Raw genomic sequence first — 17,533 nt, 5'->3', positions numbered from 1 at the left:
CGAGTGTCAGATGCCTGATCTACTGTGCGTGGACATGGGGACCTTCATCGAACTCTTTGATGTGTTGGACACTCGGGCCGCGGTGCGGGGCAAGCAGTTCGAGCATCTGTGTCAGTGGTGGTTGACCAATGACCCGACGTATAAAGCCGTGCTGCGACGGGTGTGGTTGTGGGATGACTGGGACGGTTGGTGGGCTGCTGATGCTGGAATCGACTTGGTCGCTGAGGATTGCGACGGAAAACTCTGGGCCATCCAGGCCAAGGCGTACTCGTCAGATCGTGCGGTCACCAAAGATGATGTCAACAAGTTCCTCGCCGAGTCGTCGCGTGCGACCTTCTCGTTTCGTCTCCTGATCGCCACCACCGACAAACTGCATCACATCGCTCGTCGAACGATCAACGACCAGGAAAAGCATGTCAGCTTTGTGGGCTTGAGTGATCTTCTGACCTCCGAGGTGGACTGGCCGAGTGATCCTGGTGACCTAAGGCCGTCGCCGACTCGAAATCCGGCCACGCCGCGCGACTATCAACAAGAAGCGATTGACAACGTCGTGCTGGGATTCGAGACGGCCGACCGGGGGCAGCTACTCATGGCGTGCGGCACTGGCAAGACCCTCACGTCCCTGTTCATCAAGGAGACGCTGGACCCGAAACGCACTCTCGTACTGCTGCCGTCGCTGTCGCTACTCAAGCAGACGATGCAGGTCTGGCAAACACACAAGACGAAGGCATTCGTGGCTTTGCCGGTTTGTTCTGACGCGACCGTCGCCCAGAATGCCGACGAAGCGGTAATGCACACGAGTGAGCTGGGTGTGCCAGTGACAACAGAGCCCGCTCAGATCGCGGCTTTCCTGCGTCAGCAGTCGGGGCCGTGCGTGGTCTTCTCGACGTATCAGTCGTCTCCGCGGATTGCCGCTGCCTTTGCATCGGAGCAACTGCCCGTGTTCGATCTGGTGGTTGCCGACGAGGCGCACAGGATCGCCGGTGACAAATCCAGTGTTTTCGCGACAGTTCTCGATGCTGATGCCATCAAGGCTCATCGCCGCCTGTTCATGACCGCCACCCCGCGATATCACACCGGCCGCGTCCGGAAGGCCGCAAGCGAGGCGGAACTGGAAGTCGCATCGATGGACGATCCGACCAGGTTCGGGGAGGTGCTGCATCGATTGAGTTTCGGTGAGGCGATCAGTCGGAAACTGCTGACGGACTATCAGGTCGTCGTCGTGGGCGTAGACGATGCGACATACCAGCAGTGGGTCGAGCGGGGCAAGCTGGTTGTGCGTGGAGGCAAGTCCACTAACGCCCGCACTCTCGCGGGTCAGATCGGTCTGGCCAAGGCGATGCGTAAGTATGACTTGCGCCGGATCATCAGCTTTCACTCCCGGGTCGCCGGGGCGCGTGAGTTCGCCGCTGAGATGTCGGAGGTCATTGACTGGATGCCGCCTGCTCAGCGCCCGACCGGCATGTTGTGGACTGGATACGTTTCGGGAGAGATGACCGCTGGTGAACGCCACCTCAAGCTTCGCCAGCTGCGTCAGTGCGAAGAGGGTGAGCGCGGACTCTTGGCGAACGCCCGGTGCCTGTCCGAGGGGATCGATGTCCCTACCCTCGACGGCGTCGCGTTCGTCGACCCCCGCCGCGGCGAAGTAGATATCGTGCAGGCGGTCGGCAGGGCGATCCGGCTCGCGTCAGACAAGACCGTGGGAACGATCGTCTTGCCGGTGTTCATCGACACCGAGACCGATCCAGAATCGGCACTCGATGATTCCTCCTTCAAGCCGGTGTGGGATGTCATCAATGCGTTGCGGGCACACGATGAGGATCTCGCTGAGCAGATCGACTCCATGCGCCGCGAGCTCGGGAGGACGGGTGGTCTCGCAAGGATTCCCGAGAAGATTCACCTCGACGTATCAACAAGGGTGAGTGCGAGTTTCGCCAAGGCCTTTGACGTTCGGTTGGTCGAGAAGACCAGCGCGAGATGGGAGTTCTGGTGCGGGCTGCTGGGGAAGTATGCCGGCGAGAATGGCACGGCGAGGGTTCCCGTTGATCTTGTCGTGGAGGGATTTCCGCTCGGTCAATGGGCCAGTGTGCAGCGTCGCCAGTACGCGAAGGGGACCCTGAGCGAGGACCGGCGCGAGAAGTTGGAGTCGCTGCCCGGCTGGTCGTGGGATGTTCTTTCGGACCAGTGGGACGTCTGGATCAGATTGATGAACGAGTTCGTCGCCGAACACGGTCATGCCAATGTGCCGTTTCCCTATAGGGTCGGCGAGTTCAACCTCCGGAGTTGGGTTGCTACCCAACGCGGGCTGTTTCGTCGAGGTCGACTGTCTGAAGGCCGTATCAGGGAACTCGGGGCGCTGCCGGGCTGGCTGTGGGATGTGCACGAGGACCTCTGGCAGCAGAACTACAGCGCCCTCCAGCAGTTCGCCGAACGCCTCGGCCACTCGCGAACCCCACCAGGGCACATGGAGAATGGGCTCAATCTCGGGACCTGGGTGGTGGTGCAACGAAGGACCCGCGAGGAGATGTCTCCCGAGCGACGGGCACTCCTGGAGGCCCTCCTCGGATGGTCATGGGACCCCTTGGCCGACCGCTGGGAGGCGTCATACGCGGAATTGGTGAAGTTCACCAAACGTGAGGGACACGCTCGCGTCCCTATTTCACACTGTGAGAACAACCTTCCGTTGGGGAAATGGGTTACGCATCAACGCAGCAGGCGGGACAAGCTAACCGTCGAACAGCGAACGCGATTGGAAACGCTGCCGGGTTGGAACTGGGACGTACGGTCGGACATGTGGCACCGCAAATTTGCTCTGCTGCAACAGTTTCAGCGACGAGAAGGACATGCGCTCGTTCCGCAGGGACATGTCGAAGACCACATCAAGCTCGGCTCATGGGTTAATGAGCAACGCAGTAGAAGAGAAGAGATCAGTGCCGAGCGGCGCGAACTGCTGGAGTCCGTGCCTGGTTGGGCTTGGGATCCGCACACAGCGGCGTGGGACCGCGGGTACTGCGAGTTGGTCGAATTTGTCGATCGAAAGGGACACGCACGCGTCCCCGCCGGGCATATTGAGGGCAAGGTGAAGCTCGGTGTGTGGGTGGGCGAGCAGCGCGCAAACCGAGAAACAATGAGCCAGGACCGCAGGGCGAGGCTCGAAGCTATCTCCGGGTGGAGTTGGAACTCCGTCGAAGATTCATGGATGGAAAGCCTTGAGCAGTTGCGGGTTTTCGCCGCGAGAGAGGGACACACCAACGTTCCTGTCGACCACAGCGAGAACGGTTTGAAACTCGGACAGTGGACACGGCTGCGACGGAGTGAGCATCTCAAGCTCACACCACAGAGGAAGGCGCTGTTGGAAGCGATTCCAGGCTGGTTCTGGGGTACCAAGCAGGACTACATCTGGAGTCAGAAGCTCGGACTACTCGAGAAGTTCGTAGCCCGAGAAGGTCATTCGCGCGTTCCCGACGGCTACGTCCACGACGGTGTGAAGCTCGGAGGGTGGGTACGAGAACAACGAGCAGAGAGGTCGAAGCTCTCCGCCGAGCGGCGATCCAAACTCGAAGTGTTGCCAGGTTGGACCTGGAATCTCTTCCAGGATGTCTGGGGCGAAAGATACGAAATGGTAGAGAAGTTCGCTGCGCGGGAGGGACACTCGCGCGTGCCACAGGGGCATTTCGAAGATGGAGTGGCACTCGGTAGCTGGGTCGCGGTGCAGCGGCAGAAACAGCAAGCGCTGACACCGGAGCAGCGGGCGCAGTTGGAGAAGCTTCCAGGCTGGGTGTGGAGCCCACACGATGCAAAGTGGGACAGCATGTATGAGCTCGTTCGTCAGTACCTGGAGGAGCACGGAACCACTCGACTGCCTTACGACCGCACCTACAAGGGCGCGAAGCTCGGCAACTGGGTAAGCCTCCAGCGCAACAACTATGCGAAGGGAAAGCTGAGCGCCGAACGTCGTCACAGGTTGGAGGAAATTGTGGGCTGGGAATGGAAGCTTTCGTAGGTGCAGCCAAGGGGGTCGAGTTAGATGACCGCCGCCTGCGTCCGAGAGTGCCTCGCAAGCGAAACCCCACGCATCTGCGATTTGCTTGGGGCTGGCGAGCGACGCCATTCGCCGAGCCTGAGTCGATGGCCTGCCCCCAAGGGAACAGCTTCGGTGAGGGCATACAGGAGCCGCGCGGCTTCATTGTCGTCGTGGCACAGGTACGGGCTGATTTGATTAGCCTGGCCCTACCTCAGTTCACACCGAAGTCATGACCCTCAGTTCACTTTGAGTTCATGGTGCGAGAAAGCCCCGGTGAAACCGGGGCTGACTTTCTCTTATCTATTTCCCTTGGTCTGCAGTACTGGGTTTTATTCGCGTCTCACAGGTGCAACAGGAAACTCTAACTCGATGAATCTAATAGATCATCGAGTCGTTGTTCCCATTCGAGTGCGTCTGCATTGCTTCGCAAATCATGCGCAGCCCTCTTGAGTGCCGATTTTATGTGTCCGGTTAGCTCGTTTCGAAGGCTCGGAAGTCCTCCTCCTGCGACTTCTTTGGGGAGCTTGCTATGGCCGTGTACTATCTTACTCCGTGTTGTATAGACTGTTCTGAAAAACTTTCTCACATACGATGCCGAATATTCTGTTCCGCCAAGAAACAATGCGGCATTGAGTGACGTTTTAAACGTTGTTTCGCCAGGGTCCCGCGTGCCGAAAAGTGATTCAGCTGCAATTGCTAGATCGACGACAGCCTCCTCGTCTGATATTCGATTGACGGCATTGTTTAGTCGCTCGACTGCCACCTCAAGCTTTTTTCTGATCCGCGGTTCGCTGAGATTGGACACCAAATCGGAAAGCTGCTGGGTAGGGATCTCATCAAGATCGCAGGTGGGTGTCCGCCATGCTTCCTTGCGAATGCTTTGGTACTCGACCCCGTCACGCATCCTTTGGCTAGCCGACGATGTTGTGATCGACGTCCACCCTTCTCCTCTTGCGCATACGCCCTTCGAAAGTATATTTATGGCTGAAACAATTGTATCCGAAAGTTCGTCACGCCTATTTTTCAAAGCCTGCTGTAGTTGACGTTCAAACACCTCCTGATCTGCATCTACGTCGATCTCGATGTCCACCGACTGAACGATCGCAAATTGATAGATCAGGGGAAGGTATGTGGACCCTGTGGCGGTATGTCTGATTGGGAGTGAGCCGAATCCGTCTCCTGCGGAGATCTCCTTCTCTGACAGATATCGCAGAACGCAACCGGGAGATAGAGCCACGGATTCCACGGATTGAACATGTCGGAGTGGCGTAATTTTGCGCCATGAAACCGTCTTATTAGACAAGCTATCGAATACGCCTTTGCAGGCTGATGCGAATCCCGAGTCGGTGAAGTCGAAATTCTGGTTTGAGTTGATCATTGGAAGTAGAAGTGCATCCTGAAGCAGGAAGTCCAGTGCGGACATTTGACTTAAATCGCCCAGTTCAATGTCCTCATACGGCGCGATATATGCGATCCGCAGTCTGCGCTGCAAACCCTGATCTTTGTCAATAAATATCCGCATGGAATCATATGAGGAGATCTTGCGAATTGAATTCCAATCTGGCCACTGAAACGAGTCGCTAACAACTTTCCATACCGCAGATCGTGGAACGCGGTGCAGTCGTTCCGGATCTTTGGAGTCGCGACGCCATGAGTAGTGGAGAGGATATCGAGGACGATAAAATCTTGGCGTTTCATACTGGGCCTTCAATAGGTCCAGTGCGTTAATTGCGAATGTTCGAAGATTGTCTACAAATTCGTTTTTGATAAAGGGTGGCGCGTCAACATCCGTCATTTAACACCTTCAGGTTTCGAGTGGCCAATTACGACACCCTGCACCTGATAGATGATCATCCGGGAATTTTTCTCGGAATACAGCACCCATGTGCAGTACTACAGAATAGCACTACTAGATGGAGTGAGCTAGCCGATTACTTGCAAGGCTCAGGCTTCGAAGTAAGGACGCCTCAAGCGCTAAGAGCGGAGGACTTGGCATCACTGGCACCTAGCAGTCCGAGATTCGACAGAACGATCTTCGGAAGCAGCGGAGGCCTTGCCCTATATCGTGTGGACTCGCGGACAACATCATGTAGCGAGCCTCATTTGCGGCTTCATTACGGTGGTCGGTGGGGTCCGAGGCTACAGATCACCAAGATTGAGACCGCGTGCTTCCTCGGCGGTACGTGTTGCTGCGGTCGATCTGGTGTAGCGATCGATCATGTCTCGGGTGCTCCAACCGGCGATGGCCATCAGTCCGCCTTCGGTGCCGCCAGCGCCGAGCCAGCGGGATGCGCCTGTGTGCCGTAGGACGTGAGGGTGGAAGTCGGGGATACCGGCTAATTCGGCTCGGTAGGTGAGTGTGTCGTATAGCGCGTAGTACCCGAAGCCTTTGCCGCGGTCGCCGAGCCACAGCTTGGGGGAGTCGGCGAGGCGGTGGGTGCGGCGGGCTCGGATGTACCGGTCGATGGAGCGTCCCGTTTGGGGGCTGAATGGGACGACGCGGCCCTTGCCGCCCTTGCCTCGCTGGATGATGACGGTTCCGTGCTGAAGGGCCAAGTCTGGCAGCAGGATTCCGACGCATTCACTTGCTCGCATGGCGGACTCGACCATTAGTCGGGTGATCGCATCATCACGTCGATCTCGAAAATCCTTGCCGCTACACGCTTTCAGGAGCTGGCGAAGTTGGTCATCCGTGAGGGATGGAACCACCTTCTCGTCAAGTTTGGGTGCCTTGAGGCCAAGGAGGGGGTCGGAGTCGAGTTCGTCTTCTTCGGTCAGCCATGCCGAGAACCGGCGCAGCGCGAGCTGGCGCGCGCGAACCGTGGATGCCTCCAGGCCGGAGTCCAGCAAGTCGGCAACGAAGGCATTCACCCTCGTTCGCTCCAAGATCGGTGGCTCGCTGTTGGTTTCGCACCACTCTAGGAACAAGCGAGCGCCACGACCGTATGACCTGACGGTCGCGCCGGACTTACGTTCTGCACGAAGGGTCAGTTCCCAAGAGGGCAGGAGCGCGGCGAGATCGATTGAGCGATCTCGCCCCATCCCAATATCTTGACTGAGAGCGTTGTGCCTGTCACTAGAAATGAGAAAGGCCCCCGAAGCAGCAGCTCAGGGGCCCTTTCTCGGTGCTAGATCAATCCAGGTAGTCGCGGACTACCTGGGCCATACCGATCCGGGGTTCACGCTGAAGGTGTACGCGCATCTGCTGGAGGACAGTCACGAGCGTGCGCGTCTCGCGGTGGAGGCGGCCTGGACGGACTGGGTTTCCGGTGCTGACGGCCTGGCGACGGCCTGAGTGCCGGTGATGGTCGAATCACCGTGGTCCGGGAACGAGAAAACCGGTGCGGTCCCACTGAGGACCGACACCGGTTTTTCGTTGTGCCAGTGCTTACTTCAGCTTGTCCGAGGACAGGTTGAGGACGCGGCGGGCGACGATGAGCTGCTGGATCTGCTGGGTGCCTTCGAAGATGTCCAGGATCTTCGAGTCGCGGGCCCACTTCTCCAGGAGCGGACGCTGGGAGTAGCCGGTGGCACCGGCGAGCTCCACGGCCTTGAGGGTGACGTCGGTGCCCATGCGGCCGGCCTTGGCCTTGGACATCGAGGCCTCGAGGGAGTTGGGCTTCTTGTTGTCGGCCATCCAGGCGGCGCGCAGCGACAGCAGGTAGGCGGACTCCCAGTCGGCTTCCAGGCGAAGGAATTCCGCGGCGGCGGCGTGCTGGTTGTTGGCCGGCTTGTCGTAGGAGATCTCGACGCCCGCGTCCTCGAGCACCGTGCGGAGCTCCTCGAGCGCGGCGCGGCCGACGCCGACAGCCATGGCGGCAACCAGGGGACGGGTGTTGTCGAACGTCTGCATGACGCCCGCGAAACCCTTCTCCACGTTGACTTCCGGGCTGCCGAGGATGTTGTCCGCGGGGATGCGGCAATCCTCGAAGCGGATCTCGGCGGTGTCGGAGGCCTTGATGCCGAGCTTGTGCTCGAGGCGAGACACGGTCAGGCCCTTGGCATCCCGCGGCACCACGAACGACTTGATGGCGGCGCGACCGGCGGAGCGATCCACCGACGCCCACACCACGATGTGGGTGGCGCGCGAACCGGCCGTGACGAAGATCTTGGTGCCGTTGAGCACCCACTCGTCGCCGTCGAGGGTCGCGGTCGCGGTCACGGCCGCGGAGTCCGAACCGAAGGACGGCTCGGTGATGGCCATGGCGGCCCACACCTTGCCGAACCGCGCGAGCTGCTCATCAGTGGACACCGCGGCGATGGCGGCGTTGCCGAGACCCTGGTAGGGAATCGAGAGCATCAGGCCCGCGTCGCCCCAGCAGGTCTCGAGCGCGTTGAGCAGCGCGGACATATTGCCGCCGTTGCTGTTTCCGAGCAACTCGGTGGCGTGCTCGTCACTCTCGGCGCCCTCGGCCTTGCGGCCACCGGTGGCGCCGGAGATGTCCTGCGTGCCCGAGTCCGACAAGCCCTCGATCATGGCGGCCATGGTGTCGAGTTCGATCGGGTATTCGTGCTCGGCCAGGTCGTACTTGCGGGACACCGGGCGGAAGATCTCCGCGGCGACCTGGTGGGCCTGGTTGGCGCTGGCCCGGAGCTTCTTGGGGAGTTCGAGATTGATCATGAGTGGTCTCTCCGTTGAGAAGTCGGGTCAGATGAGGACGATGCCTTCGGCAACACCGATGGCGCGCAGGTCGCGGTACCACCGCTCGACCGGGTGCTCCTTGGTGAAGCCGTGGCCGCCGAGCAGTTGGACGCCGTCCAGACCGATCTGCATGCCCTTGTCGGTGGCCAGCTTGCGAGCCAGACCGGCCTCGCGAGCGAACGACAGGCCCTGCTCCGCGCGTGACGCACCCCGCAGGGTCACGAGACGAAGACCGTCCAGCTCGATCGCCATATTGGCGACCATGAACGCGACCGCCTGACGGTGTGCGATCGGCTCACCGAACGCCTCACGCTCCTTCACGTACGGAATCACGTAGTCCAGCACGGCCTGACCGGTGCCGACGGCCAGCGAGGCCCAGCCCAGTCGAGCCAGACGCACGGCGTCGGCGTAATCCTCGGCGCGCTCGACCGAGTCCGCATCGCCCAGGATGGCGGTGGCGGAGACCGCGACGTTGTTCAGCAGCAGCCGGCCCAGGCCGGCGGCGCGCAGACCCATGCTCGGATCCGCTTCGACGACGACACCTTCGGTGTTCGACTCGACGATGAAGAACGCCGGACGGCCATCCAGCTCGGCGGCGACGATGAACAACTCGGCGTCACCGGCGGCCGGCACCAGGGTCTTCACGCCGTTGAGGCGGAAACCGCTGGGGGAGCGCGTGGCCTTGGTCTTCAGGGCGAACGGATCGAACAGCGCCTGCGGCTCGGCGATGACCACCGACGCCTGCGGCACGTTCTCACCGGTGAAGGAGGGCAGGTAGGTCTGCTGCTGCGCCTCGGTGCCCCACTGCGACAGCGCGACCGCGACACCGCTGGGCGCCAGGATCGGCAGCGCCAGGCCCATGTCTCCGTGCGCCAGCGCCTCGGCGACCAGCGAGTTGGTGACCGCGCCACGCTCGGAGGCGGCGCCCTCGAGCTCCTCGGGCACGTTGATGAGCGTGATGCCGAGTTCGGCGGCGCGCTCGAGCAGATCGCGCGGAGCCTTGGCGGCGCCGTCGGCGTCGTACGCGGCCGGACGCAGGATCTCGGCGGCGAACTCACGGACCGTCTCGACGATCATCTGCTGCTCGTCGGACGGGGTCAGGTCGAAGTAGTCCTTCTTACGGGACTCGTTGGCGGGCAGCCGCTTCGGGGCCCCACCACCGGAAACCTGCTCGAAGACGCGAGTCGCGGCACCCAGGGTGCGGAAACCGGTCTTGGTGCCCTCGTACGTGATGCGTTCGATGGGCTTGCGCAGGTTGTACTTCTCGGCGAGTTCGGACCCCGTGATGGTCGTCATGACCCGCATGGCCGCGCCCATCCAGTCGCGCTTGACCGGGTTCAGGCCAACGGCGGAAGTATCCGGACGTCGCTTCTTTGCGGTGTCTCGAGTGCTCATAATCACCAGTTCTTCTCGGTTTGTTGGGTGATCCTGCCCAGCAATCTTACTCCAGAGTAAGACTATCTTACTCCAGAGTAAGAACAACCGTCGAGGGTTGTCGAATCGGCAGGTGGGGGCGGTGGTTTCCGGCGGAGGAGTAGGGGAACGCCAAATAGTGAAACAAACCTCCTTCAAACGGCTCCCGATTGGGCTACGGTGGCGGCGCATCACTCACCCCCATTTTCGGAGGTCTTGACATGAAAACTGTGTTGGGCACGACCGGCCTGATCGCCGCCGCACTGTTCCTGAGCGCCGCCCCCAATGCCACCGCCGCGGGCATCCCGCTCGAGCCGATCGGGACTCAGGTCGGCATCGACGCGGGCTCGGTCAGCCCGGCCAACCCCGGCCCGAACTCCTGCTGGAGCCTCGGCCTCGGCTCGGTATCGATCAGCCCCGGCTGCTCGACCGGTTCGAGCGTCGGCCTCGGTTCGGTTCAGGTCAGCCCCGGCTCGTCCTAGTCGATCGCGCCTCGGTGCCGGGGACCGCAGACCCGCGCCGGACGCGCCCGGAAAGAGTTGCTTGCTCCTATTGGAAAAAGCGAAAACCCCCGACCGGCCGGTCGGGGGTTTTTCGTGTGGTCCGGGATCGACCCTCAGGCCGCGAGCGCGGCCAGAACCTGGTCCTGCAGATGGGAATTGGTGGCGACCGCGCTGCCGCCGTGCGGCCCGGGCTTGCCGTCCAGCGACGTGAACGTACCGCCGGCCTCACGAATCAGGATGTCCAGCGCGGCCATATCCCACAGCGAGAGTTCGGGTTCGGTCACGATGTCCACCGCGCCCTCGGCCAGCAGCGTGTAGCCGAAGAAGTCGCCGTACCCGCGCACCCGCCACACCTCGTCGCTGAGGGTGATGAACTTGTCCCGCCGTCCGATCGCTCGCCAGCCCGACAAGCTGGACATGGCCAGGCTCGCCGCACCCAACTCGGCCACGCCGGACACCGAAATGGCCTTGGGCGCGGACTTCTCGAAGGTGGTCCACGCACCGGAACCGGACGCCGCCCACCAGCGCCGCGACAGCGCCGGGGCGCTCACGACACCGACCACGGGCACGCCGTCCTCGAGCAACGAGATGAGCGAGGCCCACACCGGCACGCCCCGGACGAAGTTCTTGGTGCCGTCGATCGGATCCACGACCCACTGCCGCCCGGAGAACTGCACGTCCCCGCCGAACTCCTCGCCCAGCACCAAGTCATCGGGCCGCTCCTCGCCCAGGGCCTTCCGAATGACCTGCTCGACAGCCAGATCGGCATCCGACACCGGCGTCAGATCGGGTTTCGCGTCGATCTTCAGATCGAGGGCGCCGAACCGGTCACGAGTGATGATGTCGGCGGCGTCGGCGAGCGCGAGGGCGAGTTCGAGATCAGCGGAGTAGGCGGTCACGCGCACAGACGTTAGCGGCTCCGGGTTAACCCCGCGTGTCGGCCGCAAACATCCCGCAGCCGTGCCGTTGTCGGCAGTCGGTCCCGCCTGGCACGAGCGCCGTTCACCCGGCGAGTGAACACGACTCCGACGGTGAGCAGGTACCGACCGATGGGTGCGCGAACTCGGACGGATGGGCCGGGGCGGCTGATGTCGGTAAATGATCTTCCTGCCGCGCGAGCCCGATACTCAGGCAGGTACCGCTTCGGTGCGCGCACCGGTGAGTGCGGTTGCCCACCACTGCAACTGATCCAGCATCTCGGTGGCCGCGGCCTCGTGCTCGGCCGGTTCCAGCAGCTGCCCATCGGAGCCGAACAGCTGATAGAAGCGTGGGAACGAGACATATTCACGCAGCGTGTGCGCGTGCAGCTCGTTGAACACCGCGCGCAACCCCTCGATCGCGAGCAGGCCGCCGCTACGCCCGCTGTAGCCGACGAAACCGACGGTCTTGCGACTCCACTGTGTGAAATGCCAGTCGATGGCGGTCTTCACCGATGCCGGAAAGCTCCGATTGATATCGGGGGTGACGATCACGAAGGCGTCGGCGTCGCTGAGCCGCTGCGCCAATTCCTCGCCGCGACCCGGACGCACCGGATTCGGATCCATCAGCGGCGAGACCGCGGGCAGCGCGTGCGGCAGCTGATAGTCGGCCAGATCGATCAGATCGACCTCGAACGCGCCGTGCCCACGGGCCTGCCCGGCGAACCACTCGGCCACCACGGGACCGAATCGGCCCTCCCGGACACTGCCGATGATCACCGCGAGCCGCAGAGGTGTGCTGGTCATGAGGGTCTCCTTCGAGAATTTCCGGCGACCGGGACGGCCGCCGACAACGACTCTGCGGGGTTCGCCGGACCGTAGGGAGACCACCTCGAGAGTGGTAGTGGCAGGGCCACTTTCACACTTGCGCGCCTTGGTACCTTCGAGGAGTGAGTGACAACGAGCTGGGCCTGTTCCTGCGCATTCGGCGCGAGGCGGTCTCACCTGCCGAGGTGGGGTTGCCCACCGGTGCACGTCGCCGCACGCCCGGTTTGCGCCGTTCCGAGCTCGCCACGCTGGCGGGCGTGAGCGTCGAATACATCACCCGCATGGAGCAGGGCCGCGATCGGCATCCGTCCTCGGCCGTGCTGACCGCGCTCGCCACCGCGCTGAGCATGACCCCCAGCGAACGAGTTCACCTGCACCGCCTGGCCAAATCGCAGTCGCCCGGCTTCGCCTGCAACGGCAGTGTGCAACCCATTCGAGTGGTGCGCCCCGCCATCGCGGCCATCCTCGAGCAGCTCGAACCCGCGCCCGCCGCCGTGATCAACCGGGTCAGCGAGGTGCTGGCCTGCACCGACGGTTACCGCCGCCTGATGGGCCCGGCGGGCCTGTTCGATCACGGACTGCCCGCGAACTACGCGCGGTACATCTTCACCGAACCGCGCGCCCGGGAGATGCACGCCGACTGGGAGCACACCGCCGACAAGGTGGTGGCGACGCTCAAGCTGGGACCGTTCCGTTCGGACCCGGCCGTGGTCGCGCTCATCGACGAACTCACTCTCGTCGCCGGCGAGGAGTTCAGCGGACGGATTGCCCGCATCCCCGGAATTCCGCCGGCCACCGGCGTCGATCGGCTGGTGCATCCGGAAGCCGGTGTGCTGCGCCTCGCGCACGAGAGCCTCGAGCTCTCCGCCGAGGACGACCAGCGCTTGATCATTCAGCTCCCGGCCGATGACGCCAGCGCCACGGCCCTGGATGCCCTGATCGGCCGCACACCGGGAAGCCTTCGCGCCGTCGCCGGTTGAAGAGCACCGCTCCGGCCGCTTTTCCCGGCCTTCCGCAATTCGCTCTGCGCAGAGGGTCGTTCACGCATCTCGGTGGCCGAACGGTCATCCGATCCCGGGCTTGTGCGGGCGCGCACGCCGACCTTCCGAATTCGGTCCGCTCCGAGGTATGACGTCGCGTCCGCCGCGCCGACTTGACCAGGGTGCGGCTGTCACCTGCGCGCACGCGGTCCGCCGCGGCAGGTAGCCGCACGCCTCGCCCGGCCGCCGCGACTGCGCTCGGCCCGCCTTTGTTTCATCACAGAAGAGAGGAACGGTAGCCTTGAGCACCGTGCATCCTGACGTCTCCGCTGATCTGGCCGAACTCGACACGACTCTCAAGACGGTCGAGTCGGTGATCGACCTCGAGGAGCTCGTTCGTCGCATCGACGAACTGGAACACCAGGCAGCGGACCCCGAGCTCTGGAACAACCAGGAGCACGCGCAAGCGGTGACCAGTGAGTTGTCCCACGCTCAGAGTGAACTGCGCCGAGTCCGGGAGCTGCGTCAGCGCCTGGAAGACCTGCCCGTGCTGTACGAGCTCGCCGAGGACGAGGAGGGCGCGGCGCAAGCCTCCGCGCTCGCCGACGCCGATGCCGAGCGGGCTTCCGTGCACGCGGACGTGGAGGCCCTCGAGGTCCGCACCCTGCTCTCGGGCGAATACGACAAGCGTGAGGCGCTGGTCAACATTCGCTCCGGCGCGGGTGGCGTGGACGCCGCGGACTGGGCCCAGATGCTCATGCGCATGTACGTGCGCTGGGCCGAGCGGCACAAGTACCCCGTCGAGATCTACGACACGTCCTACGCCGAAGAGGCCGGCATCAAGAGCGCGACCTTCGCGATCAAGGTGCCCTACGCCTACGGCACGCTCTCGGTCGAGATGGGCACGCACCGCCTGGTGCGGATCAGCCCGTTCGACAATCAGGGCCGTCGCCAGACCTCCTTCGCGGAGGTCGAGGTGCTGCCCGTGGTCGAGACCACCGACCACATCGATATTCCCGATGGCGACATCCGGGTGGACGTGTACCGCTCGTCGGGCCCCGGTGGCCAGAGCGTCAACACGACCGACTCGGCGGTGCGCCTCACGCACATTCCGACCGGCGTCGTCGTCACCTGTCAGAACGAGAAATCGCAGCTGCAGAACAAGATTTCGGCCATGCGCGTGCTCCAGGCCAAACTGCTGGAGCGCAAGCGGCAGGAGGAGCGCGCCACCATGGACGCGCTCAAGACCAACGAGGGCGCATCCTGGGGCAACCAGATGCGGTCCTACGTCCTGCACCCCTATCAGATGGTGAAGGATCTGCGGACCACCTACGAGGTCAACAATCCGACCGCTGTACTGGATGGCGACATCGACGCATTCATCGAATCAGGTATTCGCTGGCGGATGCGGGAGCAGCAGACCACCCAGGGGTAATCACGCATGACTTCGACCATCGCCGCGGGCACCGGCGCCGATTTCGGTAATTGGTTCCGGTCCAGCGGTCTCGAGATCGTGCTGCTGATCGTCGGCGCGATGCTGTTCTCGCGCGCAGCGACTTTCGTGCGCGACCGGATCACCCGCAGGATCGACTCCTCCTTCCGCAGCAGCGATTCGCTGGTGCGGACGGAGGCGGCCAAACATCGGCACGCACTGGCTCAGGTGATCACCTGGGTCGTGCTGTCGCTGGTGTACTTCCTGGTATCGCTGGAAGTATTGCAGCGCTTGGGATTCCAGCTCGGCGGCCTGGTGGCCCCGGCGGCGGTGCTCGGCGCCGCACTGGGTTTCGGCGCGCAGCGCATAGTGCAGGATCTACTGGCCGGATTTTTCCTGATCACGGAGCGGCAGTACGGATTCGGTGATGTGGTGCGCATCGCTGTGACTGGAAGTTCGGTGGACGCCGAGGGTACCGTCGAGGACGTCACGTTGCGCATCACGACTCTGCGCAGCGCGGACGGCGAAGTGATCATCGTGCCGAACGGTCAGATCGTGAAAGTCACGAATCTGTCGAAGGATTGGGCGCGTGCCGCCATCGATATCCCCGTGCCCGCGACCGCCGATATCAACAAGATCAATGAGATTCTGCGCGACGTGGGTGCGAAGGCCTTCGCCGATCGCAAGCTGAAGTCGCTGCTGCTGGACGAGCCCAGCGTGATGGGTGTGGAAGATCTCACCGTCAATCAGATGAACATCAAGATGGTGGCCCGGACGCTACCGGGCAAACAGTTCGAAGTCGGTCGCGAGTTGCGGGTGCGAGTCGCCGCGGCGTTGCGCCGGGAGGGTTTGAGTGCTGGTGCGGAATAACAAAACACGTAAGTCCACGGCGATCCTGATCACGGTCTGGCTCTCGACGTTCGTGCTGTACATGTTCGTCAAGCCCGATACACGCGACAACCCGGGCTATACGCCGATTGTGAACACGATGCTCAGCAACTACCTGCCGAACGAGGCCGAACCGCCCAAGCGCTGACGGGCTGTCCGCGCGGTGTGGCGGCGTGGCGCGCCGTGCTGACTACACTGACTCGCCGTGATAACCCTGCGGAACGTCACCAAGTCCTACAAGACCTCGACGCGTCCCGCGCTGGACAACGTGTCCGTCGATATCGGAAAAGGCGAGTTCGTCTTCGTCATCGGGCCCTCGGGTTCGGGCAAGTCGACGTTCATGAGCTTGCTGCTCAAAGACGAGAACCCGACCACGGGCGAGGTCTGGGTCGCGGATTTCCAGGTCGACAGGTTGCCCGCGCGGAAGGTGCCCAAGCTGCGCCAGCGCATCGGTTGTGTCTTCCAGGACTTCCGATTGCTGCAACAGAAGACGGTGTACCAGAACGTCGCCTTCGCCCTGGAGGTGATCGGCAAATCTCGGTCGTTCATCGAGCGTTCGGTCCCCGAGGCGCTCGATATGGTCGGGCTCGCGGGCAAGGCCGACCGGCTGCCCGGCGAACTCTCCGGCGGTGAACAGCAGCGCGTGGCTCTCGCGCGCGCGTTCGTGAACCGGCCGCTGGTGCTGCTGGCCGACGAACCCACCGGCAACCTCGACCCGGAAACCAGTCAGGACATCATGACGCTGCTCGAACGCATCAATCGCACGGGCACCACGGTGGTCATGGCCACCCACGACAACACCATCGTCGACGCCATGCGCCGTCGCGTGGTCGAACTCGACCGCGGCCGTCTGGTGCGCGATGAGGAAATGGGTGTGTACGGGGTGAACCGGTAATGCGCTTCGGATTCCTCTTCGGTGAGGTCTTCACCGGACTGCGCCGCAACATCACCATGACCATCGCCATGGTGCTGACCACGGCTGTCTCACTGACCATGCTCGGCGGCGGTCTGCTCGCGGTGCGCATGGCGGACAAGATCCAGGACTACTACGTCCAGCGCGTCGAGATCCGGCTGTATCTGAACGACGATGTCTCGAAGGCCGATCTGGACTGCACCCAGGATCCGTGCAAATCGCTTTTCGCGGATCTGAAGAAGCACGACAACGTGACCAGCGTGCAATTCGTGAACAGCCAGGACGCGGTGAAGGAGGTCAAGGAGACCACCTTCAAGGATCAGCCCGGGCTCGCCGACGAGGTCAGCCGGGACGGACTGCCCGCGTCGTTCCGGGTGAAGCTGGACGACGTCACCGAGTATCGGTCCATCTACGACGACTTCGCCAAACGCGAGGGCGTCATGACCGTGCTCAACGATATGGACATCGTGGACCGGCTGGTCAGCTTCTTCGTCGGATTGCGCAACGCGGCCTTCGGGCTCGCGGCGCTGCAGGCGCTGGCGGCACTGTTGTTGATCGCCAATATGGTTCAGGTCGCGGCGCTCGCTCGCAAGACCGAGGTCGGGATCATGCGGCTGGTCGGCGCGACGCGGTGGTACACGCAGCTGCCGTTCCTCTTGGAGGCGGTGCTGGCGGCGCTGCTCGGTTCGGTCCTGGCGGTCGGCGGGTTGTTCATCGCGCAGCCGCTGGTGATCAACAGGGCGCTGGGGAGTCTGTTCAACGATCAGGTGCTGCCCCGGATCACGGGCGATGACATCGCCGCCGTGGCGTTGGTGGTGACGCCGATCGGCATCGGGTTCGCGGCCCTGGCGGCGTACGCGGCGCTGCGGTTCTACGTGCGGGAGTGATCGTGTGCCCGCGGGTTGCGGGTGTGCGGGCAAGGGGGCTTTCGGCGCGGTAGCCGGGAGCCCTCTCGCATGTCGCGGGGGCGTCGCGCACGCCGATCGAGATCGG

General features: G+C 62.9%; 15 protein-coding genes. 9 read left to right on the top strand and 6 right to left on the bottom strand.

Annotated features, from left to right (window positions below; all coding sequences use genetic code 11):
• Positions 1–34 precede the first annotated feature (34 nt).
• Positions 35–4,003, top strand: a complete 3,969-nt coding sequence (locus tag NJ1_RS04125; RefSeq protein WP_067687888.1) for a DEAD/DEAH box helicase — start codon at positions 35–37, stop codon at positions 4,001–4,003.
• A gap of 382 nt (positions 4,004–4,385) precedes the next feature.
• Here NJ1_RS04125 and NJ1_RS38725 read toward each other — a convergent pair whose 3' ends face one another.
• On the bottom strand, positions 4,386–5,819 hold the full coding sequence (locus NJ1_RS38725) for a HEPN domain-containing protein (RefSeq protein WP_157573739.1): 1,434 nt from the start codon (positions 5,817–5,819) through the stop codon (positions 4,386–4,388).
• Between the two features lie 344 nt (positions 5,820–6,163).
• Positions 6,164–7,066 carry a tyrosine-type recombinase/integrase gene (locus NJ1_RS04120; protein ID WP_084477722.1) on the bottom strand — a complete coding sequence of 301 codons (903 nt, stop codon included), beginning with the start codon at positions 7,064–7,066 and terminating at the stop codon, positions 6,164–6,166.
• A 40-nt stretch (positions 7,067–7,106) separates the two neighbouring features.
• Between NJ1_RS04120 and NJ1_RS38720 the strand changes: the two genes are divergently transcribed.
• Entirely contained in the window at positions 7,107–7,319 is a 213-nt protein-coding gene (locus NJ1_RS38720; protein ID WP_157573738.1) for a hypothetical protein, read from the top strand.
• Between the two features lie 93 nt (positions 7,320–7,412).
• Here the strand turns inward: NJ1_RS38720 and NJ1_RS04115 are convergent, their stop codons facing one another.
• Together NJ1_RS04115 and NJ1_RS04110 are read right to left on the bottom strand one after the other, a co-directional pair.
• Positions 7,413–8,645: an acyl-CoA dehydrogenase family protein gene (locus tag NJ1_RS04115; protein WP_067687606.1), complete on the bottom strand. Its 1,233-nt coding sequence runs from the start codon at positions 8,643–8,645 to the stop codon at positions 7,413–7,415.
• 27 nt (positions 8,646–8,672) lie between these two features.
• Entirely contained in the window at positions 8,673–10,067 is a 1,395-nt protein-coding gene (locus NJ1_RS04110) for an acyl-CoA dehydrogenase family protein (RefSeq protein ID WP_176580405.1), read from the bottom strand.
• Between the two features lie 233 nt (positions 10,068–10,300).
• Between NJ1_RS04110 and NJ1_RS04105 the strand changes: the two genes are divergently transcribed.
• Positions 10,301–10,561, top strand: a complete 261-nt coding sequence (locus NJ1_RS04105) for a hypothetical protein (RefSeq protein WP_067687602.1) — start codon at positions 10,301–10,303, stop codon at positions 10,559–10,561.
• 134 nt (positions 10,562–10,695) lie between these two features.
• On the opposite strand, the gene hisN is transcribed toward NJ1_RS04105, so the two are convergent.
• A complete protein-coding gene (hisN, locus tag NJ1_RS04100; protein WP_067687884.1) occupies positions 10,696–11,481 on the bottom strand; it encodes a histidinol-phosphatase in 786 nt (261 codons plus the stop codon).
• Between the two features lie 228 nt (positions 11,482–11,709).
• Positions 11,710–12,306 (bottom strand): NADPH-dependent FMN reductase, encoded by a 597-nt coding sequence (locus tag NJ1_RS04095; RefSeq protein ID WP_067687599.1) that lies wholly within the window; start codon positions 12,304–12,306, stop codon positions 11,710–11,712.
• 143 nt (positions 12,307–12,449) lie between these two features.
• Here NJ1_RS04095 and NJ1_RS04090 point away from each other — a divergent pair, with 143 nt between their 5' ends.
• The 6 genes from NJ1_RS04090 to ftsX all read left to right on the top strand — a co-directional run bounded on the left by NJ1_RS04090 (position 12,450) and on the right by ftsX (position 17,427).
• Positions 12,450–13,307, top strand: coding sequence for a helix-turn-helix domain-containing protein (locus NJ1_RS04090; protein WP_067687598.1), 858 nt, complete (start codon positions 12,450–12,452; stop codon positions 13,305–13,307).
• Positions 13,308–13,617: 310 nt separating this feature from the next.
• The gene (gene prfB, locus NJ1_RS04085; RefSeq protein WP_067687882.1) at positions 13,618–14,742 is read left to right on the top strand and encodes a peptide chain release factor 2; all 1,125 of its coding nucleotides are present in this window, start codon (positions 13,618–13,620) and stop codon (positions 14,740–14,742) included.
• Positions 14,743–14,748: 6 nt separating this feature from the next.
• Complete coding sequence (locus tag NJ1_RS04080) at positions 14,749–15,609, top strand: mechanosensitive ion channel family protein (RefSeq protein ID WP_067687597.1); 861 nt, start codon at positions 14,749–14,751, stop codon at positions 15,607–15,609.
• A complete protein-coding gene (locus tag NJ1_RS04075; protein WP_157573737.1) occupies positions 15,599–15,775 on the top strand; it encodes an Rv3103c transmembrane domain-containing protein in 177 nt (58 codons plus the stop codon). The genes NJ1_RS04080 and NJ1_RS04075 overlap by 11 nt, the downstream gene beginning before the upstream one ends.
• A 57-nt stretch (positions 15,776–15,832) precedes the next feature.
• Entirely contained in the window at positions 15,833–16,522 is a 690-nt protein-coding gene (ftsE, locus tag NJ1_RS04070) for a cell division ATP-binding protein FtsE (RefSeq protein WP_067687593.1), read from the top strand.
• Positions 16,522–17,427 (top strand): permease-like cell division protein FtsX, encoded by a 906-nt coding sequence (gene ftsX / locus NJ1_RS04065; protein ID WP_067687591.1) that lies wholly within the window; start codon positions 16,522–16,524, stop codon positions 17,425–17,427. The genes ftsE and ftsX overlap by 1 nt, the downstream gene beginning before the upstream one ends.
• Positions 17,428–17,533 lie beyond the last annotated feature (106 nt).

The sequence above is a fragment of the Nocardia jejuensis NBRC 103114 genome, assembly GCF_001613145.1.
GTDB classification, from domain to species: domain Bacteria; phylum Actinomycetota; class Actinomycetes; order Mycobacteriales; family Mycobacteriaceae; genus Nocardia; species Nocardia jejuensis.
The sequence above is the reverse complement of the archived record's forward strand: the minus strand, read 5'-3'. Positions and strand labels throughout refer to the sequence as shown.

Coding starts and splice junctions, on each gene's coding strand:
- NJ1_RS04125 (WP_067687888.1), top strand. CDS start 35: ATGGGGACCTTCATCGAACTCTTTGATGTGTTGGACACTCGGGCCGCG.
- NJ1_RS38725 (WP_157573739.1), bottom strand. CDS start 5,819: ATGACGGATGTTGACGCGCCACCCTTTATCAAAAACGAATTTGTAGAC.
- NJ1_RS04120 (WP_084477722.1), bottom strand. CDS start 7,066: ATGGGGCGAGATCGCTCAATCGATCTCGCCGCGCTCCTGCCCTCTTGG.
- NJ1_RS38720 (WP_157573738.1), top strand. CDS start 7,107: ATGAGAAAGGCCCCCGAAGCAGCAGCTCAGGGGCCCTTTCTCGGTGCT.
- NJ1_RS04115 (WP_067687606.1), bottom strand. CDS start 8,645: ATGATCAATCTCGAACTCCCCAAGAAGCTCCGGGCCAGCGCCAACCAG.
- NJ1_RS04105 (WP_067687602.1), top strand. CDS start 10,301: ATGAAAACTGTGTTGGGCACGACCGGCCTGATCGCCGCCGCACTGTTC.
- NJ1_RS04095 (WP_067687599.1), bottom strand. CDS start 12,306: ATGACCAGCACACCTCTGCGGCTCGCGGTGATCATCGGCAGTGTCCGG.
- NJ1_RS04080 (WP_067687597.1), top strand. CDS start 14,749: ATGACTTCGACCATCGCCGCGGGCACCGGCGCCGATTTCGGTAATTGG.
- ftsX (WP_067687591.1), top strand. CDS start 16,522: ATGCGCTTCGGATTCCTCTTCGGTGAGGTCTTCACCGGACTGCGCCGC.